Consider the following 22,982-nt stretch of genomic DNA (forward strand, 5'->3'; position numbering starts at 1 on the left):
ACGTCACCACTTAGATTTCGAAACCGAAACGATCAGGCAGCCGGACGCTGCCGTTCCCGCTGTATCACTTCCGAAGCCAATTGCAGATAGGCCTGGCTTCCGGCGCATTTCAGATCGTAGAGAATGGCTGGCTTGCCGTAGGAAGGCGCCTCGGAAACCCGCACATTTCGTGGTATTAAGGTATGATAAACCTTGTCGCCCAGATGCGTACGAACGTCACTGACGACCTGCTGCGCCAGATTGTTGCGCGAATCGAACATCGTCAGGACGATGCCTTGGATGTCGAGATTGGGATTGACCGTGCGCCGCACCTGATCGACCGTCTCCAGAAGTTGGCTCAATCCTTCGAGTGCGAAGAACTCGCATTGCAGCGGGACGAGCACAGAATGCGCCGCCGTCATGGCGTTCATCGTCAGGAGATTGAACGAGGGCGGACAATCGACGAGAATATAGGAAAACGCATGCGCCTCCGCAGAGGCGAGCGCCTTGCGCAGGCGAAAGACCCGATCGGAATGCTGGGCAATCTCCAACTCGATTCCAAGTAGGTCCATTGTCGAGGGGATGATCGCCAGGTTCGGGACCGCCGTCTCCCGGGCAATCTCGCCGATTGAATGCGTGCCCATGATCAGGTCATAGGAAGACAAGTTCCGGTCGCGACGCTGAATGCCAAGGCCGGTGCTGGCATTACCTTGCGGGTCGAGATCGACGATCAGCACCGTCTCGCCGATGGCGGCAAGTGCCGTTGCTAGATTGATGGCCGTCGTCGTCTTTCCGACGCCGCCCTTCTGATTGGCAATGGTGATAATCCGGTTCTTGGGGCCAAACATATTTCCGCTCGCCTGTCACTTCGTTCGACGTGAGAGATTTGCAATCTCGAGCACAACCGAATCCGGTTCGACAATACTTGCATGTTTTATCATGTCGAATTGAAAGCGGCTAACGGCTTTGTCGACTTCCTGCTGATAATCCCGCCCTTTATGGAAGAATGCGACGGTTTTCGAGTGCGCCTGCAACATCCAGGGCGCGGAATAATCGAGCAGTTGCGTGAGATCCGCCAAGGCGCGGGCGGAAATGGCGTCGCAGCGGGGAATCATCGATGGGGCCGATTCGATGCGAATCGGGTGCACGGACCCCCGTGCCCCGGTTTCCTGCAGAGCCACGCGCAAGAATGCAGCCTTTTTGTTGTTGCTCTCGACCAAATGGACCCAACCGTCCGAAAGACCGGAGAGGCAGATGGCGGTAATGACACCCGGAAAGCCGCCGCCACTGCCAAGATCCACCCAGGTCTTCGGGGATGGGGACAGATGGAAGATCTGCAAGCTGTCCAATACATGGCGCTGCCACAGATCATCAAGAGTGGAGGGCGCGACCAGGTTGATCGACTTCGCCCACTTCTGGAAAAGGCGGCCGAAGTGCTCCAGCTTGTCCTGCGTTTCACGTGAAACACGCAGACCGTTCAGTCTGCCAGCGGGACTCGTTTTCATTGTAGACTCTGCCCCGCCACACGCTTCGTCCCGCGGTCCTGTCGCCGAAGCCAAGACAAGATCAGTGACACCGCCGCCGGCGTCATCCCATCGACCTTGATGGCCTGCGCCAGATTGCGCGGCCGCTGCTGTGCCAGTTTCTGCTTTAATTCATTCGACAGGCCGGGCAACGTGCTGTAATCGAAGTCATCCGGGATCGTTGCACTCTCCTCCCGACGGATCCCCGCGATGTCCGCGGCTTGGCGATCCATGTAGACCGCATAGGCCGCGTCGATTTCCAGCGCTTCCACAACTCTGCCGTCAATGCCCGCGAGTTCGGGCCAGAGCGATTTCAGTCCAGCGATTGATTGCTCCGGGTAGGAAAGTATGTCGAAGGCCGATCGGCGCTGACCATCCTGATTGAGCTTCAGACCGTAAGATCTGCCCTGCGAAGGCGTGATCGACAGCGACTGCAGCAGAGTCCGGCCGGCGTCATAGGCGCGCCGCCAGGCCTCGAAACGGCTGCGGCGCGCGGCGCCCACGCAGCCCAGTTCGACACCCACCGGCGTCAGGCGCATATCCGCATTGTCCGCTCGCAGCGACAATCTGTATTCCGCCCGCGAGGTGAACATCCGGTAGGGCTCGGAAATGCCGCGCGAGGTCAGATCGTCGATCATCACGCCAATATAGGAATCGGTCCGGCTGAAGATGAATGGCTCGCGCCCGGCCGCCGCCAGTGCCGCATTCAGTCCCGCGACCAGCCCCTGCGCGCCGGCTTCCTCGTAACCCGTCGTGCCATTGATCTGCCCCGCCAGATACAGGCCGGGGATCTTCCGCACTGCCAATGTGAGCTGCAGCTCTCGCGGGTCGACATGATCATATTCGATTGCATAGCCGGGCTGGAGGATACTCACCTCTTCAAGACCAGGAATCGTACGAATGAATGCCTCCTGCACCTCCTCCGGAAGCGAGGTGGAGATTCCGTTCGGATAGACGGTGTCGTCGTCCAATCCCTCCGGCTCCAGGAAGATCTGGTGACCATCCCGTTCGCCAAAGCGGACGATCTTGTCTTCGATCGAGGGGCAATAGCGCGGACCGACACCTTCGATCTGGCCGGAATACATCGCCGATCGATGAATATTCTCTGCAATGATCCTGTGCGTCGAATCCGTCGTGCGCGTAACCCCGCACTCGATCTGGCGATTGACGATGCGATCGGTCATGAAGGAGAAGGGAACAGGGTCTTCGTCTGGACCCTGACGGCCGACCCGATCCCAATCGATGGTACGCCCGTCGAGGCGTGCCGGCGTCCCAGTCTTCAACCGGCCAAGCTGCAGACCGAAGCGTGCCAGCGTTGCGGAGAGACCGAGGGACGGCTCCTCTCCGACCCGACCCGCCGGAATCTTGCGATCGCCAATGTGGATCAAGCCCTTCAGGAAGGTTCCGGTGGTCAGCACCACGGCCCGGGCACGAAAGTGTCTTCCGTCTTTGGTGATCACGCCGCAGACCGTGCCGTCTTCGGTGAGCAGGTCGAAGGCATCCCCTTCGATCACAGAAAGCTTGCCGACCACATCGATTTCGCGCTGCATCGCCTGGCGATAGAGCTTTCGATCCGCCTGGGTCCGCGGGCCGCGCACGGCTGGACCCTTACGGCGATTCAGCAGGCGGAACTGGATACCGGCGGCATCGGCAACGCGCCCCATCAGCCCGTCCAATGCGTCGATCTCGCGCACCAAATGTCCCTTGCCCAAACCGCCGATCGCCGGATTGCAGGACATAACGCCGATGGTTTCCTTCTTATGAGTGATCAAGGCGGTGCGGGCGCCGAGTCGCGCCGACACCGCGGCTGCCTCACAGCCCGCATGGCCGCCACCGACCACAATGACATCAAAGCTTTCCATACACCTGCTCCTGTCTGCAGCGCCGTGCAGCCCCGTATCAGGCGCGTGAAGGTCGCTGTAGCATTGAACTGCACTATGTCTTCGTGCTTGTAGCGCCGCGCGTCATCGCGCAAAATCGCTGCACCTCTTGAATCCGCACATGGCATTCCGATACCGACTATTCGGCCGACGCGCGCGCGACACATGCAGTCGTCCGGCTGTTGATTCTTAATTTACAGCTCTCTGTCAAGGACGTTTCACGTGAAACGGGTTGCCTGACCCGTTCCCGTCGTGCCGACTCCGGCCCCTGCCTTTGGCCGTTGCAATTTTTATTTCCCGACGCAGAATTCGGAGAATATCACGTCGAGAAGATTCTCCACATCGACGCGCCCGGTGATCCGGCCAAGTGCATCGCTCGCCAGTCGCAATTGCTCCGCCTGAAGATCGAGCCCTTCCATGGCCAAACCGCGCTCCAACGCAGCACTGGCTTGCCGCAGGCAATCGACATGTCGCTTCCGCGACGGCATGGCAAAGGACGTCCGCCCCGCAAGGTCCGGCAGAAAAGCCGTCAATTCCTGGAGCAGGTCAGCAATGCCCGCACCGGTCTTTGTCGACAGAAAAACGTCGGCATCCGTCGGCTGCCAGGCCGTCTCACCGCGATCCAGTTTCGTTGCCACCCGGATCACCGGCACATCGTCCGTGATTGCCTCATCCAGATGGAATGCGCCCGGCTTTTCCGATAAAAGCAGGACCAAATCGGCATGTCCGATAATCTCACGCGCCCGGCGAATACCTTCGCGCTCGACCAGTTCCTCCGTCTCCCGCAATCCCGCCGTATCGAACAGCTTAACCGAGAATCCGGCTAAGGAAAGGTCTACGGAGAGAACGTCGCGGGTCGTGCCGGCGATCTCCGTGACGATGGCAATATCTCTCTTCGCAAGCGCATTGAGCAGGCTAGACTTACCGGCATTCGGCTCCCCGGCGATGACGATCTTCAAGCCATCGCGGATTATCTCGGCAAGACCTGCCTCATCGACATGCGTGTCGATTTCATTCCGTAAGGTCACGATGTCGGCCCAGATAGACGCGCTGACCGAGCCGGGAATGTCGTCCTCATCGGCAAAGTCGAGTTCGGCTTCGATCATCGCGCGGGCATGCGTCAGGCGCTGCGCCCATGCCTGATAGAGAGCCGAGTTGCCGCCGTGCGCCTGTTCGAGAGCAAGCCGGCGCTGCATCTCGGTCTCGGCTGCGATCAGATCGGCGAGGCCCTCGACCTCGACGAGATCCATCCTGCCGTTTTGAAAGGCGCGCCGAGAAAACTCGCCGGCTTCCGCATGGCGAAAGCCGGCGATCTGCGACAACTCGTCAAGGACAGCGTGCACGACCGCCCGCCCGCCATGTATCTGCAACTCGCAGCAATCTTCACCGGTAAACGATGACGGGCCCGGAAAAAAGAGCACTAGACCGTTGTCCAATGCTCCACCGTTTCGAGTCCGAATCGTTCTGAGGGCAGCAGTTCGGGCTCGAGGCAGCGCCCCGCAAAGCCGCACCAGCGCATCGGCCGCTCCAGGACCGCTGACGCGGATGATCGCAACACCCGCTGGCAGGGCACCGCTGGAAAGAGCGTATATCGTGTCGGTAAACTGCATCGAACTATGGGGACCCGGTAGGCGGGCCTCAGCCTCGCGCCGGCTTCGCTTTCTTCCGGTTTCACTTGGGACGCGGTACTTGGCTGCGGCGAGCATTGATCGCCCGGATTATGCCGGCCGCCCCCAACGCGGACGGCGCGAGACTTATGCACATGTCCTTGTCGGAAAATCAAGCGGCACCCGAAGCGGTAAGGGAAGTCAGGACGGCACGTTTCACGTGAATCATCGCGCCGCGCCTCCGGGTCCATTCCGAATCCGGCTATCAGCCTAGCATGAAGGAGGCCGGGATTGAGAATCCCGGCCCTTGCACCGCCGCGCGTCCATTCGGGCGCGGAAAGATCTGTAACGCTTTCAGTCTGCGCATCGAACTTTCCGAAAATCGGGTACGATTTCGCGCCGAGGGCCTAGCGTCGCAATTCGTCAAGCGTTCATGGAGTCGAAGAAATCCCCGTTGTTCTTCGTCTGCTTGAGTTTGTCGATGAGGAACTCGATCGCATCCGTCGTCCCCATCGGGGCGAGAATCCGGCGTAGCACGAAGATCTTCTGCAGTTCGTGCCGCGGCACCAGCAGGTCTTCCTTGCGCGTCCCCGACTTGAGGATATCCATTGCCGGGAAGATGCGCTTGTCGGCGACCTTCCGGTCGAGCACGATTTCGGAGTTGCCGGTACCCTTGAACTCTTCGAAGATGACCTCGTCCATGCGGCTGCCTGTATCGATCAGCGCGGTGGCGATGATGGTGAGAGAACCGCCTTCCTCGATGTTGCGGGCTGCGCCAAAGAAGCGCTTCGGCCGCTGCAAGGCATTGGCGTCGACGCCGCCGGTCAGAACCTTGCCGGAAGAGGGCACGACCGTGTTGTAGGCCCGGCCGAGGCGGGTGATCGAATCGAGAAGGATGACGACGTCGCGACCGTGCTCGACGAGGCGCTTGGCCTTCTCGATGACCATTTCGGCGACCTGCACGTGACGCGTCGCCGGCTCATCGAAGGTCGAGGACACCACTTCGCCCTTGACCGAGCGCTGCATGTCCGTGACTTCTTCCGGTCGCTCGTCGATCAGCAACACGATCAAATAGCATTCCGGGTGGTTGGCGGTGATCGAATGGGCGATGTTCTGCAAGAGCACCGTCTTACCGGTACGCGGCGGCGCCACAATCAGCCCGCGCTGCCCCTTGCCGAGCGGCGCCACCAGATCGATGACGCGGGCCGAAAGATCCTTCGAGGTCGGGACCTCAAGCTCCATCTTGAACCGCTCGTTCGGGTAAAGCGGCGTCAGGTTGTCGAAATGAACCTTGTGGCGGATCTTCTCCGGATCGTCGAAATTGATCGTGTTGACCTTGAGAAGCGCAAAGTAACGCTCGCCTTCCTTCGGCCCGCGGATCGGCCCTTCCACCGTGTCGCCGGTCTTCAGCGAAAAACGGCGGATCTGCGAGGGGGAGATGTAGATGTCGTCCGGACCCGGAAGGTAGTTTGCGTTCGCCGATCGCAGGAAGCCGAATCCGTCCTGAAGGACTTCCACGACGCCTTCTCCGATGATCTCGATGTCCTGCGTCGCCAGCATTTTGAGGATCGCAAACATCAGTTCCTGCTTGCGCATGGTGCTGGCGTTTTCCACCTCGAGTTCTTCGGCAAAGGCAAGGAGATCGGTCGGCGTCTTGTTCTTGAGTTCTTGTAGCTTCATTTCAGCCATGAAGAGTCCATGTGTGATAAGGGAATGGAAGGTGGGCGTGATTTTCGTAAGGGAGCTGCGAGGGGGGAGAGGCAGGCTCTAAACTTTGTCACGGGCCATGCAGGAGATGCACGAAAATAGCGATTCACGTGAAACGCCGCAAGGGGTCCTCGCAAATTAGCGACAACTATCGCAGCTGCGAATCGATTGAATTCAAAACGGTTTCACGACAACGAGGATGACGATGAGGATCATCAGCAGCGTCGGGACCTCGTTCATCAGCCTCCAATAGCGTGCGTTCCGGCGATTTTCGTCTCGCCCGAAGGCCGCAACCGCCCGGCTGTAGTGCACGTGTACGAGGGTCAAGAGCAGCACGGACAACAGTTTGGCGTGCAGCCATCCTCCACGAAACCCGTATACGTCCCAGGCAAGATAAAGACCGAGCCCCCAGGTGATCATCATCGCCGGGTTCATGATGACCTTCAGAAGCCGCTGTTCCATGATCTTGAAGGTCTCGGACTGCGGCGATCCGCGCGGTGCGTCCGTGTGATAGATGAAAAGCCGCGGCATGTAGAGAAGGGCCGCCATCCAGGAAATCACCGCAATGATATGGAGCGCCTTGACCCACAGATAGAGATCGTCGGGCCTTGCGGCGAAGAGGGCGCCCAACAGGGCCGCAAAGGCGGCAAGGGCGATCATTGCCCGAAGCCGCGCCCGCTTGCCTGGAGCGCTGTCGCTCTGCCTTTCGCCCATCATCGCTCCCCGCGGACGCGTGCCACGAGCGCGGCGACATGGTCCGGCCTGGCGTCAGGGGTGATGCCGTGGCCGAGATTGAAGATCAGCGGCCCGTTGCCGAGCACGTCGAGAATCCGGTCGATACCGCCCTCCATCGCCGCTCCGCCGGCGACCACGCGCAACGGATCGAGATTCCCTTGGACCGGCCCCTCCTTCTGCAATTCCGCCGCAAAGGAAAGGGGCAACGTCCAGTCGAGGCCGATGGCGTCCGCCCCGGTCGCTTGCCGATAGTTCCTGAGCTGCAGCCCGGCGCCTTTGGCAAAGGCGATCACTTTGGCAGACGGCCTGCGAGCGCGAACGGATGCAATCATCCGCCGGACGGGCTCGACGGCAAAGCGCGCAAACTCCTCCTCACCGAGCACGCCGGCCCAGGAGTCGAAGATCTGCACCGCATCCGCACCGGCATCGATCTGCGCCACGAGATAGTCGGCCGAAACGTCGGCCAGAAATGTCAGCAGCCGTTCGAAAGCCTCACGATAGCGATAGGCAAAGAGCCGAGCGGGCGCCTGGTCGGGTGTCCCGTGCCCGGCGATCATATAGGTCGCGACCGTCCACGGGGCGCCGCAGAAGCCGAGGAGCGTCGTTTCCACCGGCAATTCTCGCCGCAACCGCGACACCGTTTCGATGACCGGCGCGAGATGGCCGGATACGCCATCGGCGTTGAGCAGGGCAATGCCGTCGGCGTCGATCGGGTCCATGCGCGGTCCATGCCCCTCCTCGAAGCGAACATTGCGATGAAGCGCGTCGGGAATGACGAGGATGTCGGAAAAGAGAATCGCCGCATCAAAGCCGTAGCGGCGGATCGGCTGCAGCGTCACCTCGACGGCGAGATCGGGCGTATAACAGAGATCGAGAAAGCTCCCGGCCTTCGCCCGCGTCTGGCGATATTCCGGAAGATATCGGCCCGCCTGGCGCATCAGCCAAACCGGGGGCGGGGTGACGCATTTCCCGTCCAACACCTCCATCACCTTTCGATGTTTCTCGGCCACGGCTTCGTTCCCCAATCTAAAAACAAATCTATTTGAAATGGTTTCTATTTCTTAGAGTCGGTGACTATCAAGGATTAAAATCAATCCTCACTTCGTCCAGAAGGGCGGCAAAGCCCCGCGTCGCACGGGAGGGAAATCGCCTGACCGAGCCATGAAGTGAGGAAAGCTCAAAAAGCCGAGCTTCGTCAAAACCTTGGATGCCGTTGAGGAATGGCGCTACCTGTGGACAAGAAGTGGATCCGCGTGACAATTTGTCTTCCGCATGAGTCTTGTCCACAGCGGTGCGTCCGGGTTTTCCGCCCGGGTCTTCGATGTGAATAACCGGGCGCTTTTCCACTTGCCTGATCGCTGCCCGCGATTTTAGCTGTCTTTCGTCCCGACCTATCAACAGCCCCCGGAGAATTGCGTGGAGAATCCAAAAAACTATTTCCATCTCCACCTCGTCTCCGATTCGACCGGCGAGACGCTGATCGCCGCCGGCCGTGCGGCGGCGGCGCAGTTTCAGACCTCCCACGCACTGGAACATGTCTATCCGCTGATCCGCAACAAGAAGCAGCTGATGCAGGTTCTGGACGCGATCGACGGCGCACCGGGGATCGTGCTCTACACCATCGTCGACCGGGAACTCGCCGGCATCATCGACCAGCGCTGCCGCGAGATGGGCGTCCCCAGCGTCTCCGTGCTGGATCCGATCATCGAATTGTTTCAGTCCTATCTCGGTTCTCCGTCCCGCCGCCGCTCGGGCGCGCAACACGTGATGGACGCCGATTATTTCGCCCGCATCGAAGCGCTGAATTTCACGATGGACCATGATGACGGCCAGATGCCGGCCGATTTCAACGCGGCCGATGTCGTGCTGGTCGGCGTCAGCCGTACGTCGAAAACCCCGACGAGCATCTATCTCGCCAATCGCGGCATCAAGACTGCCAATATTCCGATCGTCCCGGGTGTGTCCTTGCCCGATTCACTGCTACAGGCGACGAATCCGCTGATCGTCGGTCTCATTGCCAGCGCCGACCGGCTGTCGCAGGTCCGCCAACACCGCCTGCTCGGCATGACGCATGGCTTTCATGGCGAGGAATATACGGACAGGGCGGCAATCGCCGAAGAGCTGAAATATGCGCGCATGCTTTGCGCCCGCAACAATTGGCCGGTGATCGACGTCACCCGCCGCTCGATCGAAGAAACCGCCGCCGCGATCGTTGCCCTTCGTCCGCGGCTCAGATAAGCGAAACGGAAGGCTGGACGGCGGCATGCAGGCGAGCCGCCAGCCAAAACCTTGGCGTAAGCCGCGCGATCGTCGGATCCGCTCGATCGCCGCGAAATCCATGCGGGATTGGAACAATGACATCCTCGCTCGTGCTGGCCTCGGCCAGTCCATTTCGTCGGGCCCTTCTCGAAAATGCAGGGCTGACATTCGATGCCCGCGCCGCCGAGATCGATGAGCGGGCGCTGGAGTGGCCGCTCGAACGCGCAGGTGCTTCGCCGGTCGATGTGGCACTGGCGCTGGCGGAGGCGAAGGCGCGGGACGTGGCCCGCCAGTTCCCTGGCGCGATCGTGATCGGCAGCGACCAGACGATGTCGCTCGGGCCGCGGGTCTATCACAAACCGAGGGACATGGCCGAAGCAGCCGACCATCTCCTGTCTCTGGCGGGCAAGACGCACAGCCTGAACAGCGCGATCACCCTCGTCCGCGCTGGCGACGTGCTCTGGCGCCACGTGTCCACCGCCCATATGACGGTCCGTCCCTTGAGCGCGGACTTTGTCGAGCGACACCTGGAACGCGTCGGCGTGAAGGCGCTGGCGAGCGTCGGTGCCTATCAACTCGAGGGCGAGGGCATCCAACTCTTCGAAAAGATCGAGGGCGATTATTTTACGATTCTCGGCCTGCCGATGCTGCCGCTTCTTTCCAAGCTTCGCGAACTGGGTTCGATCGATGGATGATTCACGTGAAACATTTGTTAAGCATGCCTTCGTCACCGGCTGTCCCGTCAGGCACTCGCGCTCGCCGCTGATCCACGGCTATTGGCTGAAGACCTTCGGCATTCCCGGCAGCTACGTGGCGCATGAGGTCACGCCGGAAGAGTTCCCCGGCTTCATGACCGCGCTGAAGGAGGGAACCGCCGGCTTCTGCGGCGGCAACGTCACCATCCCGCACAAGGAGGCGGCCTATCGACTTGCCGACAGGCCGGACGAACGCGCCGCCGAACTCGGCGCCGCCAACACGCTCTGGCTGCAGGAGGGATCGATCTGCGCCACCAATACAGACGGCCTCGGTTTCGTTGCCAATCTCGACCAGCGCGCCGTCGGCTGGGACCGGACAGCCAGCGCCGTCGTCCTCGGCGCCGGCGGCGCCAGCCGAGCCGTCATACAGGCGGTGCGCGACCGCGGCATCAAAACGATCCACGTCGTGAACCGCACCGAGGCTCGGGCGCGAGAGCTCGCCGACCGCTTCGGCCCCGCCGTTCACGCGCAGCCGATGGCGGCGCTTTCCGAAGTCATGACTGGTGCCGGACTGTTCGTGAATACGACGTCCCTCGGCATGGATGGCGAACCGGCGCCGGAGATTGACTTCTCGCCGATGGCCGCCGATGCCGTCGTCACCGACATTGTCTATGTACCGCTGAAGACGCCGCTCCTGAGGCAGGCGGAAGCGCGGGGCTTCCGTATCGTCGACGGACTTGGCATGCTGTTGCACCAGGCGGCGCCCGGATTCGAAAAATGGTTTGGCCGGCGACCCGCCGTGGATGAGAAGCTTCGGCAGATCATCATCGACGATATGGACGCGCGCGCATGATCATCGTCGGCCTCACGGGCTCCATCGGCATGGGAAAATCGACCACGGCCCAGATGTTTCGCGAGCTCGGCGTGCCGGTAAACGATGCGGACGAGGTCGTGCACGACCTCTACCGCGGGGAAGCGGTGGCGCCGGTCGAAGCGGCCTTCCCAGGCGTGGTCCGGGACGGCGTCATCGATCGGGCCGAACTCTCGAGGCAACTTCTCGACCGGCCCGACCGGCTCGGCGAATTGGAGCGGATCGTGCATCCGCTCGTGCGCGCGCGTGAGCAGGAGTTCATCGCGCGGAATCGGACGGCCGGTGCGCCCTTCGTGGTTCTCGACATTCCCCTGCTTTACGAGACCAAGGCGGAAACGCGCGTCGATCGCGTCGTCGTCGTCACCTGTGATCCCGAGACCCAGCGCCAGCGCGTCCTGAAGCGGCCGGGAATGACGGCGGAAAAATTTGCGATGATCCTCGCCCGCCAGGTTCCCGACAGCGAAAAGCGCGCGCGCGCCGACTACATAATCGACACGAGCCACAGCTTCGACGTGACCCGGAAGCAGGTCGGCGCCGTCGTCGACAGATTGCGGGTGGGGTAGGCGCATCGCGCCTTATCAACATCGGTTCCCGGCCGAGGCGCCAAGCGGACATTCACGGGTTTACCCACGATGATCCGCTCAGATTTCCTGGGTTTGCCGCAGGTGCTGGTCGCAAAGCCGTGGAACACCTTTGCGGAACCTGCTTAAAAGCGAAGACCGGTTCGCGAGTGATTCGCGTCGAACCATTGCTCCGGGGAAGTCCGCATGCGTGAAATCATCTTCGATACGGAAACGACCGGTCTCGACAATCGCGAGGACCGGGTGATCGAGATCGGCGGCGTCGAGCTCGAGAATCACTTTCCGACCGGGCGGAGCATTCACATCTACATCAATCCCGGAGACCGCAAGGTCCATCCCGACGCGCTGGCGGTGCATGGCATCACCGACGAGTTCCTGAGGGACAAGCCGCCCTTTGCCGATGTCGTCGAGGAAATCCTCGAGTTTTTCGGCGATGCCCGCTGGGTCGCGCACAATGCCGCCTTCGATATGGGCTTCGTCAATGCCGAGCTCGAACGGCTCGGACTGCCCCTCGTTGCTGGCGACCGGGTAACCGACACACTGGCGCTCGCCCGGCGCAAACACCCGATGGGCCCCAATTCGCTCGATGCCCTTTGCCGGCGGTACGGCATCGACAATTCCCACCGGACGAAGCACGGCGCGCTTCTCGATTCCGAGTTGCTTGCCGAAGTCTATATCGAGATGATCGGCGGTCGGCAGGCGGCGCTCGGCCTCGTGACGACTGAGCTCGGCGGCGTCGCAGCCGATGCCGATGACGCGCCTATCCTCCTAATCCAGCGGGAGCGGCGCCTGCAGGCCCGCTTGACCGAGGCCGATCTCGCCGCCCATGCGGCCCTGATTTCCAAGATCGGCGCCAAGGCCATCTGGGCAAAGTACGGCGGTTGAAGGCGCCTGCAGCGCAACGTGCAAACGCCACGCATACAGACGGCCAAACAAAAAACCCGGCTCGCGGAGCCGGGTTCGGGATCAGAGCTGAAAAAACTCTAATTGGCCGTGCTGTTGGTATTCGCGACCTGCGAGCGGACTTTTTCCTCTGCCATGCGCTGCGCGAACATCTGCGCGAAATCGATCGGGTCGATCATCAGCGGCGGGAAGCCGCCATTGCGGGTCGCGTCGGAGACGATCTGCCGGGCGAACGGGAAAAGGAGACGCGGGCACTCGATGAAGAGCAGTGGCAGCATATGCTCCTGAGGGAAACCGCTGACACGGAAAACGCCACCATAGGCCAATTCGACGTTGAACAGGACCTTGTCGCCGTCCTTTGCCTCGGCATTGAGCGACAGAACGACATCGAAATCGTTCTCCGCAAGCGGATTGGCGTTGACGTTGACGTTGATATTGATCGACGGAGCCCGTTCGCGCGCCTGCAGGGAACGCGGTGCGCCGGGGTTCTCGAAGGAGAGGTCCTTGACGTACTGGGCCAGGATGTTGAGCGACGGGGTTTGCTGGGCGCCGCCATTGCCGGTGGATGCGGTATCAGTCGTCATGAGAGTTTCCTCGGACTTCGAATTGCTGAGGCCATCTAGCATTTCGGACCTGGGCTTACAACCCTCGGCACCGGCGCTGGTTCCCTGGTGATTTCGGGCATGCTCATGGATCGTCATCGGCATCAATTCGGGGCAGTCGGTACTGGGCTCTTGATGCGTTTCACCCAATCTGTGCTGCGGTTTTGGACAACGACACGCGTAAGACCAGGGCCCAAAGCCCGTCGCACGAACAGGCTTGATCGCGACGCGCCGATTGGAGGAGTTGCGGCGCCGCAGCCGGCACGCCTTAGTCGGGAAGGCGGTTGGAGGGCGGCGCGGACTCGTTCTCGTCGTCATCGTCCCTCGAGAATTCGTCCGACTCGAGATCGATGACCCGGCCGGAGGGCTGGTCGCTCCTTGCGCCGCTCGTGTAAAAAAAATCAGTTCCGGTCGTCAGGATCGTCATGCGCGACTGGAGGAAGCGGGCGAGACCGCGCCGTATCGGGGGCAGGAACAGGAGAATACCCACCGCATCGCTGATGAAGCCGGGAATGATGAGCAGGATCGCGGCGATGAAGACCAGCGCACCGCCGACGACGTCAAGGCCCGGGTCGATGCCCTTCCGTGCCGATTCCTGCACGCGGCGGAGCACGCCGAAGCCCTGAATGCGCAAGAGCGCGACGCCGGCGACGGCACTCAGCAGCACGAGCAGCAGTGTTGCCGCGACGCCGACCGCGCGCCCGACCATGACGAAGCCGGCGATTTCCGCAAGCGGAAGTCCGAGAATTGTGAGAGGGATGATCAGGGAACGCATCAAGGGTGCTCACGAGAGTGGAATTGGCCGAACGACGGTTTATGGGTGCGACATCGCCATTTGAATGGTTTATCCTTGCGGACTATATGGAACAGTAACGTAAATTCTAACAGCGGTTCCGGGTGGAAATGGGCTCTTTCGACTTCATCACGTTTTTTTTCCTGATCGCGGCTGTGGTCATCTTCCTTCAATTGCGAAGCGTGCTCGGTCGCAGGACGGGAAGCGAACGCCCGCCGTTCGACCCCTATTCGCCGCGCGATATCGCCCAGGGCCCCGAGGCAAAGGACGGCGGCAAGGTCGTTCAACTGCCTCGCCGTGAGAGGAGCGAGGAAGACGAAAGCCGCTACGCGGCCATCGACTCCTACGCCAAGCCCGGCACGCCATTGAACGGCCAACTGCGAGCCATGAACGAAGCCGACCCCGAGTTCGAACCCGGCGAATTCCTTAATGGCGCAAAGATGGCCTACGAGATGATCGTCATGGCTTTTGCCGATGGCGACCGCAAGACGCTAAAAGGTCTTCTCTCCCGGGAGGTCTATGAGGGTTTCGAAGCCGCCATTGCCGAGCGTGAGGCCAAGGGCGAAGTGGTCAAGTCGACCTTCGTCGGTATCGAGAAGGCCGATATCGTCCATGCGGAACAGAAAGGCAGTGAGGCCAATGTCACGGTGCGGATCATCAGCCAGCTGATCTCCGCCACCTATGACAAGCAGGGAAAGCTTATCGATGGCGATGCCGACTCCGTGGCCGAGGTCAACGATCTGTGGACCTTCGCGCGCGACGTCCGCTCGCGTGATCCGAACTGGAAGCTGATCGCCACCGAGTCTGAAAACTGACCGCACGGGGCGACGATGGCCTTTGATCTCGAGCCGGTCGCTTTTTCCGACTTGCCCGGTTGGCAGGAGGACGATCCCGCACTGGTGATCGCCGCTCTCCGCCGTTGCCATCGTCACGTGACGATGGTGAAGCCGTATAGAACCGGCTCCCTCGGCATCACGGTCGGCGATCTGCTGCCCGCCTTCGAGGCGGCCGGTGCGCATCGTTTTGACGCAGGTCGGGCGCGCGCCTTCTTCGAGGAACACTTCGCGCCATTCCGAATCCGGCCAGACGGGAGACAGACGGGCTACGTGACGGCCTTCTACGAGCCGGAGCTCGAGGTGCGCGCGGCCGCAGACGATGATTTCCGCTTTCCCTTCTACCGCCGCCCGCCCGAGCTCGTCGACATCGACGAAAATAATCGGCCGGAGGGCATGGACCCCTATTTCGCCTTCGGCCGGCAATGCGACGGCTCGATCGAAGAATATCCGGACCGCCGGGAAATCGAGGAGGGGTTCCTTGCCGGCCGCGGTCTCGAAATCGCCTTTGCCCGCTCCAAGGTCGATGTGTTCTTCGCCCATGTTCAGGGGGCTGCCCGGCTGATCTATCCGGACGGCACGCGCCGTCGCATCACCTATGCGGCGAAGACGGGGCATCGTTTCTCCGCGATCGGCAAGCTGCTCGTCGAGCGCGGCGAGATCGATGCCGCGACCGTGTCGATGGCGAGCATACGGGGCTGGCTCGCGGCCCACCGGGGTCGCGTCGACGAAGTCCTGTGGCACAACCGTTCGTTCATCTTCTTCCGCGAGGCGCCGGTCGAAGATGAGGAACTCGGGCCGGTCGCCGCCGCCAAGGTTCCGCTCGAGCCGGGGCGCTCGCTCGCGGTCGACCGCCTCATCCACACCTTCGGCGTGCCGTTCTATGTCGCAAGCGAGAGCCTGACACATCTCGACGCGGGACGGCCTTTCGGGCGCCTGATGCTGGCGCTCGACACGGGCTCGGCGATTATCGGCCCGGCACGCGGCGACATCTTCACCGGCTCCGGCGAGGCCGCAGGCGATCTTGCCGGTTCGGTGCGCAACGATGCGGATTTCTTCATCTTCATACCGCGCGCGGCGGCGGCCAGATATCGCCCCGGATATCGCCATGGCTAAGGAAAAGAAGCTCTCGCCGGAGGACCGCATCCTGTGGGGCAAGGTCGCGCGCTCGACGCGGCCGATGCCCGGCCGGCTGGAGGAACTCACGGGCCTGCTCGAAGAGGAAGAGCAGCCGCCAGCCGCGCCGACGCCGGAGCAGCCGGGCACGCCACCCTCCGCGTCAAAAAAGGCGGAGCAGGGCTTCAGGCTGAGCGGCAGCGGCCCCGAGTACCATCACCACCCGCTCGAGCGGCCGGTGAAGCGCAAGCTCTCCAAGGGACGGCTGGCGCTTGAGGCGCGCATCGACCTGCACGGCATGATCCAGAGCGAGGCGCATGGGCTGCTCTTGCAGTTTCTCATCAAGGCGCATGAGCGGGGGCTCAGACATGTGCTTGTCATCACCGGCAAGGGTACCTCGCTCGGCAGCGACGGCGCCTTGAAACGGGCGGTGCCGCTCTGGTTTTCGCTGCCGGAATTCAGGCCGCTGATTTCCTCCTACGAGCCGGCGGCGAGGAATCATGGCGGCGAGGGCGCGCTTTATGTGCGCCTCGCGCGCGTCAAGGGTCATGCGTCTTGACCCCGTTCGGCGAGGCAATGCGTGAACTGCGCCGCCGCAAGGGCGTCTCGCAAAAGGAGATGGCGGCGGCGATCGGGGTATCCCCGGCCTATCTTTCGGCGCTCGAACACGGCAAGAGAGGCTCCCCGAGCTTTGACTTCCTGCAGCGCGTCGCCGGTTACTTCAACGTGATCTGGGACGAGGCGGACGAACTCTTCCAGGTGGCGCGGATTTCGGATCCCCGGGTGGTGCTCGACACCTCCGGCCTTCCGCCCGGCCACACGGCCTTTGCCAACCGCTTGAGCGAGCGTATTCGCGACCTGTCGGCAGAGACCATCGAGGCCATGGAAGATATTTTGGAAAAAGCCGCATTTCCTGATAATGACAGGGGATGAAGCCCGCCCCGGCCCCGCGATCCTGCAGGTCGGGATTTGGAACCCGTGGACAAATTTCCTATAGTCCGCGAGGCATCCCGCTCGTGATTCGGACCGAATCACGGCGTTCGAAAACCTGGAAAGACCTGAAGCCGAATGACCGATATCACTCAGACCGAAGCCGGCGCGACCGCCGAATATGGTGCCGATTCCATCAAGGTGCTGAAGGGCCTCGATGCCGTCCGCAAGCGCCCGGGCATGTATATCGGCGACACCGATGACGGCTCCGGCCTGCACCATATGGTCTACGAGGTCGTGGACAACGCGATCGATGAAGCGCTCGCCGGCCATGCGGATATCGTCACGGTCACACTCAATCCCGACGGCTCGGTCACCGTGACGGACAACGGCCGCGGCATCCCGACCGATATTCATCGGGAAGAGGGCGTCTCGGCGGCGGAAGTCATCATGACGCAGCTCCATGCCGGCGGCAAGTTCGACCAGAATTCCTACAAGGTTTCCGGCGGTCTGCACGGCGTCGGCGTCTCGGTCGTCAATGCGCTTTCCACCTCGCTCAAGCTCAAGATCCGCCGCGGCGGCAGGATACATGAAATGAGCTTTACCCATGGCGTTGCCGACGGGCCGCTGGCGGTGGTCGGCGACGCCGGCGGCGAGACCGGCACCGAGGTCACCTTCCTGCCGAGCGAACAGACCTTTTCGAATGTCGAATTCGACTATGCGACGCTCGAGCATCGCCTGCGCGAGCTCGCCTTCCTGAATTCCGGCGTCCGGATCGTGCTGACGGACAAGCGCCATTCGGACATTCGCCGCGAGGAGATGATGTATGACGGCGGCCTCGAGGCCTTCGTCGCCTATCTCGATCGGGCCAAGAAGCCGCTCGTGCACAAGCCCGTCTCGATCCGCGCCGAGAAGGACGGCATCACCGTCGAAGTGGCGATGTGGTGGAACGACAGCTATCACGAGAACGTGCTCTGCTTCACCAACAATATTCCGCAGCGCGACGGCGGCACGCATATGGCGGGCTTCCGCGGCGCGCTAACCCGCCAGATCACCTCCTATGCCGACACGTCCGGCATTACCAAGAAGGAGAAGGTGTCGCTGACCGGTGACGATTGCCGTGAGGGGCTGACCGCAGTGCTTTCGGTCAAGGTCCCGGACCCGAAATTCTCATCGCAGACCAAGGACAAGCTCGTCTCGTCCGAAGTGCGCCCCGTCGTGGAGAGTCTTGTCAACGAGGCGCTGAGCGTCTGGCTCGAGGAAAACCCCTCCGATGCCAAGATTCTCGTCGGCAAGGTCGTCGAGGCCGCCGCCGCCCGCGAGGCGGCCCGCAAGGCGCGTGAGCTCACCCGCCGCAAGGGCGCGCTCGATATCTCCTCGCTCCCCGGCAAGCTCGCCGACTGCTCCGAGCGCGATCCGGCAAAGTCGGAAGTGTTCCTGGTGGAGGGCGATTCGGCAGGCGGCTCGGCCAAGCAGGGGCGCTCGCGAGAGAACCAGGCGATCCTGCCGCTTCGGGGCAAGATCCTGAACGTGGAGCGCGCACGCTTCGACAAGATGCTGTCGAGCCAGGAAATCGGCACGCTGATCACCGCGCTCGGCACCTCGATCGGCAAGGACGAGTTCAACGCCGACAAGCTGCGCTACCACAAGATCATCATCATGACGGATGCCGACGTCGACGGCGCCCACATCCGTACGCTGCTGCTCACCTTCTTCTTCCGGCAGATGCCGGAGCTGATCGAGCGGGGCCACCTCTATATCGCCCAGCCGCCGCTCTACAAAGTCACGCGCGGCAAGTCGGTCCAATATCTGAAGGACGAGAAGGCGCTCGAAGACTACCTGATCAGCATGGGCCTCGAGGAGGCCTCCCTGGAACTCGCCTCCGGAGAGGTGCGCGCCGGACAGGATCTCCGCGAAGTCATCAACGATGCCTTGCGCCTTCGCTCGCTGATGGACGGTCTGCATTCCCGCTACAGCCGTTCGATCGTCGAACAGGCGGCGATCGCCGGCGCGCTCAATGTCGAACTCAATGCCAATCGCGACGAGTTCGAGAAGATTGCGGCGGAGGTTGCGCGGCGTCTCGACGTCGTCTCAGAGGAGACCGAGCGCGGCTGGGCCGGAATCGTGACGACGGAAGGCGGGTTGAAGCTCGAGCGGATGGTGCGCGGCGTCAAGGAAGTGGCCGTTCTCGACATGGCGCTGATCGGCTCGTCCGATGCTCGCCACATCGACCAACTGACGGGAAAATTGAAGGAAATCTATTCGGCGCCGCCGGTATTGCGCCGCCGCGACGGTACCCAGGAGATCAGTGGCCCGCGCGCGCTCCTGGATGCGATCTTCGCTGCCGGCCGTAAGGGGCTGACGATGCAGCGCTACAAAGGCCTCGGCGAGATGAATGCCGAACAGTTGTGGGAAACGACGCTTGATCCGAATGTTCGTTCGCTGCTCCAGGTCAAGATTTCCGATGCGACCGACGCCGACGGTCTGTTCTCACGTCTGATGGGCGACGAGGTGGAGCCGCGCCGTGATTTCATCCAGGAGAACGCGCTGAGCGTCGCCAATCTCGACATCTGACCTGCTCGTCCGGACTCTCTTGGGGGAAGGCAGCGCGGAGCGGCGACCGCTCCGCGCTCCTTTCATTTGAACGCTTCACTCGGTCCCGAAACGGCCCTCGAACACGAATTCGCCGATCGGCTTACGCTGGCTCGGCTTCTCGCGTTCGCGCAAGTCGTCCGGCAGGGTAGAGGGCTCGGCGAGCCTTCCGATCGCCACCGCGGCCTCGACGCGATGGTGTTCGGGCACTTCGAACACCTGCATCGCCTTCTCGCGATCGATCCCCGCCATCGCATGCGCATACCACCCGGCCAATTGCGTCTGCAGCGCAAGCGCGAACCAGGCGGCGCCGGTGTCGAAGGCATGCGTGAAGGCGGGGCGGATCTCACCGCTCGAAGTCACCCGGTGCGTCTTCGAAAGAATGATGACGAGCGCCGAGGCCTTTTTCGCCCAGCGCTGATTGCCCTCGTCAAGCGTGCCCAGCAGGCGCGCGAAGGAGTCTGTGCCGCGGCGGGCATAGACGAAGCGCCAGGGCTGGAGGTTGCTCGCCGAAGGTGCCCAGCGTGCGGCCTCGAACAGCGCCAGCAGTTCCTCTTTGCCAATGTCCTCTCCGGTGAAGGCACGCGGCGACCAGCGCTCCAGGAAGATCGAGTGGATCGGGTGGTCGGCTTTTCTCTGGTTGATCTCTGTCACGAAAAACGTCCTTGGTCTTGCTTCCGAATCCCTTGGGAGGCCCTATCTATCTGGAAAGGCAGCGGGGCCGGATCCGCGGAGCGACGCTACAGAAGATGGAGCGGTTTCGAAACATGCTCGCTCAAAAGTGATGACCTGCGGCGCCTCCACCGACTGCTCTTAAGGGGAGTGCCCCGGTCCACGTTCCGGTTACTCGGAGAGCCGGCCATGAAATTTCTCGACTCGCCGCCGGAGTGATTGTCGATTCGGAAAAAAGTTGTATAAGTTCTGTAGACTTTTCCGAGGAAGGACGCGCCATGAATCTGAAAGACCCGTCGCTGTTTCGCCAGGCCGCTCTCGTGGGCGAGAACTGGATCGAAGCCGACCCCAACAATGCAATCGAGGTGACGGACCCGGCGACGGGCGAGGTGATCGGTCGCGTGCCGAAGCTCGGTGCGGCGGAAACGCGCGCTGCGATCGAGACCGCGGTGCGGGTACAGAAAGACTGGGCGGCAAGGACCGCCAAGGAACGCGCCGTGGCGCTGCGCCGCTGGTTCGAGCTGATGATCGAGAACAAGGACGATCTCGGCCGGATTCTGACGACCGAGCAGGGCAAACCGCTCGCCGAGGCGACCGGCGAAATCGTCTATGGCGCAAGCTTCGTCGAATGGTTCGCGGAAGAAGCGCGACGCGTCTACGGCGACATCGTGCCCGGGCATCAGAAGGACAAGCGCATCCTGGTGATGAAACAGCCGATCGGTGTCGTTGCCGCGATCACGCCGTGGAACTTCCCGAACGCGATGATCACCCGCAAGGCTGGCCCCGCCTTTGCCGCCGGCTGCGCCATGGTGCTGAAGCCGGCCGCGCAGACTCCGTTTTCGGCGATCGCCATTGCCGTGCTCGCCGAGCGCGCCGGCATGCCGAAGGGACTTCTGTCGGTCATCACCGGTTCGGCCCGGGAGATCGGTGCCGAGATGACCTCGAACCCGACCGTGCGCAAGCTGACTTTTACCGGTTCCACGGAAGTCGGCGCCGAGCTCTACCGGCAGAGTGCCGCGACGATCAAGAAGCTTGGCCTCGAACTCGGCGGCAACGCGCCCTTCATCGTTTTCGACGACGCCGATCTCGATGCGGCGGTGGAAGGCGCCCTGATCGCAAAGTTCCGCAACAATGGCCAGACCTGCGTCTGCGCCAACCGGCTCTATGTCCAGGATGGCGTCTACGATGTCTTTGCGAAGAAGCTCGCCGCCGCCGTCGCCAACCTCAAGACCGGCAATGGCATGGAGGAGGGTGTCATCCTTGGGCCGCTGATCGACAAGCCGGCATTGGAAAAGGTTGAAGAGCATGTTGCCGACGCGCTTGCCAAGGGCGCCCGTGTCGTCCAGGGCGGCAAGCGCCATGCGCTTGGCGGCACTTTCTACGAGGCGACGGTGCTCGCCGACGTCACCCAGGCGATGGCTGTCGCGCGCGAGGAAACCTTTGGCCCGGTGGCGCCGCTCTTCCGCTTCAAGGACGAGGCGGATGTCGTCAAGCAGGCCAACGACACCGAATTCGGCCTTGCCTCCTATTTCTATGCCAAGGATCTCGCACGCGTGTTCCGCGTGGCCGAAGCGCTGGAATACGGCATGGTCGGCGTCAATACCGGTCTCATCTCCACAGCGGAAGCGCCTTTCGGCGGCGTAAAACTCTCCGGTCTCGGCCGCGAGGGTTCGAGATACGGGATCGAGGAATTTACCGAGATCAAATATGTCTGCCTCGGCGGCATCGCCTGACGCAATTCGGATCACGCAGGCCCGGCCGGAAAGTTCTGGCCGGTTTTTTCTTTTGCCGGTAAGAATTCGTCGATGATGGTTGCCAGCGCAACTGCCCCTCTCTCTGGGTTCACCCGAGAAGGGCAAACCGCATGGAATGGACGCCAAGGAGAGCGATGGATGCCGGCCCCAGGAAATCCCTTCAAAGCGGCGATTCGTGAGCGCCGCTTCCAGCTCGGCCTCTGGGTGGCGCTTGCCAGCCCTTATGCCGCCGAAGTCGTCGCCGGCAGCGGTTACGACTGGCTGCTGATTGATGGCGAGCATGCGCCGAACGACCTGCCGTTGCTTGCCGAGCAATATCGCGCGATCGCAGGGCGGGGCAGTCATCCGATCGTTCGCCTTCCCGTGGGCGATGCGGTCCTGATCAAGCAGGTCCTCGACACCGGCGTCCAGACGCTGCTGATCCCCATGGTCGACAGCGTCGAGCAGGCACGGCAGCTCGTGCGCGCCGTGCGCTATCCGCCGCAGGGCGTCCGCGGCGTCGGTGCGGCTTTGGGTCGAGCCACGAACTTCGGCCGGATCACCGACTATCTCGAAAACGCAAACCAGGAGATCTGCCTGCTGCTGCAGATCGAGAGCCTGGCGGGCCTGGCAGCGATCGATGAGATTGCGGCGCTCGACGGCGTCGACGGCCTGTTCATCGGCCCGTCGGATCTGGCGGCCGATATGGGCCATCTCGGAAATCCAAGCCATCCGGAGGTGCGCGCGGCAATCGTCAACGGCTTCAGCCGGATCAGCAGCGCCGGCAAGGCGCGCGGCATCCTCACCCTCGACCCTGTCCAGGCACGCGACTACCGCGAGCTCGGAGCCGATTTCATGGCGATCGGCACCGATGTGACGCTGCTCGTCAGCGCCAGCGAGCGGCTACGCCGGGAATTTCTTGGCGAGACCGAGCCGGCCAGGATCGAATCCGGCTACTGATCGGCTTGGGC

22 protein-coding genes are annotated in these 22,982 nt (G+C 62.1%); 12 read left to right on the forward strand and 10 right to left on the reverse strand.

All coding sequences use genetic code 11. The features are described 5' to 3' along the window. Window positions 1–32: 32 nt before the first annotated feature. The 7 genes from AC4P1R_RS15355 to hemE all read right to left on the reverse strand — a co-directional run bounded on the left by AC4P1R_RS15355 (window position 33) and on the right by hemE (window position 8,441). On the reverse strand, window positions 33–827 hold the full coding sequence (locus AC4P1R_RS15355) for a ParA family protein (protein WP_225192286.1): 795 nt from the start codon (window positions 825–827) through the stop codon (window positions 33–35). Window positions 828–842: 15 nt separating this feature from the next. Next, a complete protein-coding gene (rsmG, locus tag AC4P1R_RS15360; RefSeq protein ID WP_492177170.1) occupies window positions 843–1,484 on the reverse strand; it encodes a 16S rRNA (guanine(527)-N(7))-methyltransferase RsmG in 642 nt (213 codons plus the stop codon). Beyond that, window positions 1,481–3,364 carry a tRNA uridine-5-carboxymethylaminomethyl(34) synthesis enzyme MnmG gene (mnmG, locus tag AC4P1R_RS15365; RefSeq protein WP_492177171.1) on the reverse strand — a complete coding sequence of 628 codons (1,884 nt, stop codon included), beginning with the start codon at window positions 3,362–3,364 and terminating at the stop codon, window positions 1,481–1,483. The genes rsmG and mnmG overlap by 4 nt, the downstream gene beginning before the upstream one ends. A 308-nt stretch (window positions 3,365–3,672) precedes the next feature. Next, a complete protein-coding gene (mnmE, locus tag AC4P1R_RS15370) occupies window positions 3,673–4,992 on the reverse strand; it encodes a tRNA uridine-5-carboxymethylaminomethyl(34) synthesis GTPase MnmE (protein WP_069458879.1) in 1,320 nt (439 codons plus the stop codon). Between the two features lie 420 nt (window positions 4,993–5,412). Continuing rightward, the gene (gene rho, locus AC4P1R_RS15375; protein WP_106407847.1) at window positions 5,413–6,678 is read right to left on the reverse strand and encodes a transcription termination factor Rho; all 1,266 of its coding nucleotides are present in this window, start codon (window positions 6,676–6,678) and stop codon (window positions 5,413–5,415) included. Window positions 6,679–6,870: 192 nt separating this feature from the next. Next, window positions 6,871–7,413, reverse strand: coding sequence for a protoporphyrinogen oxidase HemJ (gene hemJ, locus AC4P1R_RS15380; RefSeq protein WP_151611802.1), 543 nt, complete (start codon window positions 7,411–7,413; stop codon window positions 6,871–6,873). Beyond that, window positions 7,410–8,441, reverse strand: coding sequence for a uroporphyrinogen decarboxylase (gene hemE, locus AC4P1R_RS15385; RefSeq protein ID WP_069458881.1), 1,032 nt, complete (start codon window positions 8,439–8,441; stop codon window positions 7,410–7,412). The genes hemJ and hemE overlap by 4 nt, the downstream gene beginning before the upstream one ends. A gap of 406 nt (window positions 8,442–8,847) precedes the next feature. Here hemE and AC4P1R_RS15390 point away from each other — a divergent pair, with 406 nt between their 5' ends. The 5 genes from AC4P1R_RS15390 (at window position 8,848) to dnaQ (ending at window position 12,722) form a co-directional block, all read left to right on the forward strand. Continuing rightward, window positions 8,848–9,669 carry a pyruvate, water dikinase regulatory protein gene (locus AC4P1R_RS15390; RefSeq protein ID WP_069458882.1) on the forward strand — a complete coding sequence of 274 codons (822 nt, stop codon included), beginning with the start codon at window positions 8,848–8,850 and terminating at the stop codon, window positions 9,667–9,669. Between the two features lie 116 nt (window positions 9,670–9,785). Beyond that, on the forward strand, window positions 9,786–10,385 hold the full coding sequence (locus AC4P1R_RS15395; RefSeq protein WP_069458883.1) for a Maf-like protein: 600 nt from the start codon (window positions 9,786–9,788) through the stop codon (window positions 10,383–10,385). Next, window positions 10,378–11,238, forward strand: a complete 861-nt coding sequence (locus AC4P1R_RS15400) for a shikimate dehydrogenase (protein ID WP_069458884.1) — start codon at window positions 10,378–10,380, stop codon at window positions 11,236–11,238. The genes AC4P1R_RS15395 and AC4P1R_RS15400 overlap by 8 nt, the downstream gene beginning before the upstream one ends. Then, a complete protein-coding gene (gene coaE, locus AC4P1R_RS15405; protein ID WP_069458885.1) occupies window positions 11,235–11,819 on the forward strand; it encodes a dephospho-CoA kinase in 585 nt (194 codons plus the stop codon). Before AC4P1R_RS15400 ends, coaE begins: the two co-directional genes overlap by 4 nt. 204 nt (window positions 11,820–12,023) lie before the next feature. Beyond that, window positions 12,024–12,722, forward strand: a complete 699-nt coding sequence (gene dnaQ, locus AC4P1R_RS15410; protein WP_069458886.1) for a DNA polymerase III subunit epsilon — start codon at window positions 12,024–12,026, stop codon at window positions 12,720–12,722. Window positions 12,723–12,820: 98 nt separating this feature from the next. Here the strand turns inward: dnaQ and secB are convergent, their stop codons facing one another. Then, a complete protein-coding gene (gene secB / locus AC4P1R_RS15415) occupies window positions 12,821–13,324 on the reverse strand; it encodes a protein-export chaperone SecB (RefSeq protein WP_069458887.1) in 504 nt (167 codons plus the stop codon). 286 nt (window positions 13,325–13,610) lie between these two features. Next, window positions 13,611–14,117 (reverse strand): FxsA family protein, encoded by a 507-nt coding sequence (locus tag AC4P1R_RS15420; protein WP_069458888.1) that lies wholly within the window; start codon window positions 14,115–14,117, stop codon window positions 13,611–13,613. A gap of 128 nt (window positions 14,118–14,245) precedes the next feature. Here AC4P1R_RS15420 and AC4P1R_RS15425 point away from each other — a divergent pair, with 128 nt between their 5' ends. The 5 genes from AC4P1R_RS15425 (at window position 14,246) to gyrB (ending at window position 19,588) form a co-directional block, all read left to right on the forward strand. Beyond that, complete coding sequence (locus AC4P1R_RS15425) at window positions 14,246–14,950, forward strand: Tim44/TimA family putative adaptor protein (RefSeq protein WP_069458983.1); 705 nt, start codon at window positions 14,246–14,248, stop codon at window positions 14,948–14,950. Between the two features lie 15 nt (window positions 14,951–14,965). Then, window positions 14,966–16,084: a murein transglycosylase A gene (mltA, locus tag AC4P1R_RS15430; RefSeq protein WP_225192293.1), complete on the forward strand. Its 1,119-nt coding sequence runs from the start codon at window positions 14,966–14,968 to the stop codon at window positions 16,082–16,084. Beyond that, a complete protein-coding gene (locus AC4P1R_RS15435) occupies window positions 16,077–16,643 on the forward strand; it encodes a Smr/MutS family protein (RefSeq protein ID WP_069458890.1) in 567 nt (188 codons plus the stop codon). The genes mltA and AC4P1R_RS15435 overlap by 8 nt, the downstream gene beginning before the upstream one ends. Beyond that, complete coding sequence (locus tag AC4P1R_RS15440; RefSeq protein WP_069458891.1) at window positions 16,640–17,017, forward strand: helix-turn-helix domain-containing protein; 378 nt, start codon at window positions 16,640–16,642, stop codon at window positions 17,015–17,017. The genes AC4P1R_RS15435 and AC4P1R_RS15440 overlap by 4 nt, the downstream gene beginning before the upstream one ends. Before the next feature lie 135 nt (window positions 17,018–17,152). Beyond that, window positions 17,153–19,588, forward strand: a complete 2,436-nt coding sequence (gene gyrB, locus AC4P1R_RS15445) for a DNA topoisomerase (ATP-hydrolyzing) subunit B (RefSeq protein WP_069458892.1) — start codon at window positions 17,153–17,155, stop codon at window positions 19,586–19,588. A gap of 75 nt (window positions 19,589–19,663) precedes the next feature. On the opposite strand, the gene AC4P1R_RS15450 is transcribed toward gyrB, so the two are convergent. Beyond that, window positions 19,664–20,260: a nitroreductase family protein gene (locus AC4P1R_RS15450; RefSeq protein WP_069458893.1), complete on the reverse strand. Its 597-nt coding sequence runs from the start codon at window positions 20,258–20,260 to the stop codon at window positions 19,664–19,666. A gap of 296 nt (window positions 20,261–20,556) precedes the next feature. Between AC4P1R_RS15450 and gabD the strand changes: the two genes are divergently transcribed. Together gabD and AC4P1R_RS15460 are read left to right on the forward strand one after the other, a co-directional pair. Further along, window positions 20,557–22,011, forward strand: coding sequence for an NADP-dependent succinate-semialdehyde dehydrogenase (gene gabD / locus AC4P1R_RS15455; protein WP_492177172.1), 1,455 nt, complete (start codon window positions 20,557–20,559; stop codon window positions 22,009–22,011). Between the two features lie 159 nt (window positions 22,012–22,170). Beyond that, the gene (locus tag AC4P1R_RS15460; RefSeq protein WP_069458895.1) at window positions 22,171–22,971 is read left to right on the forward strand and encodes an aldolase/citrate lyase family protein; all 801 of its coding nucleotides are present in this window, start codon (window positions 22,171–22,173) and stop codon (window positions 22,969–22,971) included. Window positions 22,972–22,982: the final 11 nt, after the last annotated feature.

Source organism: Sinorhizobium sp. Y406 (assembly GCF_058732025.1).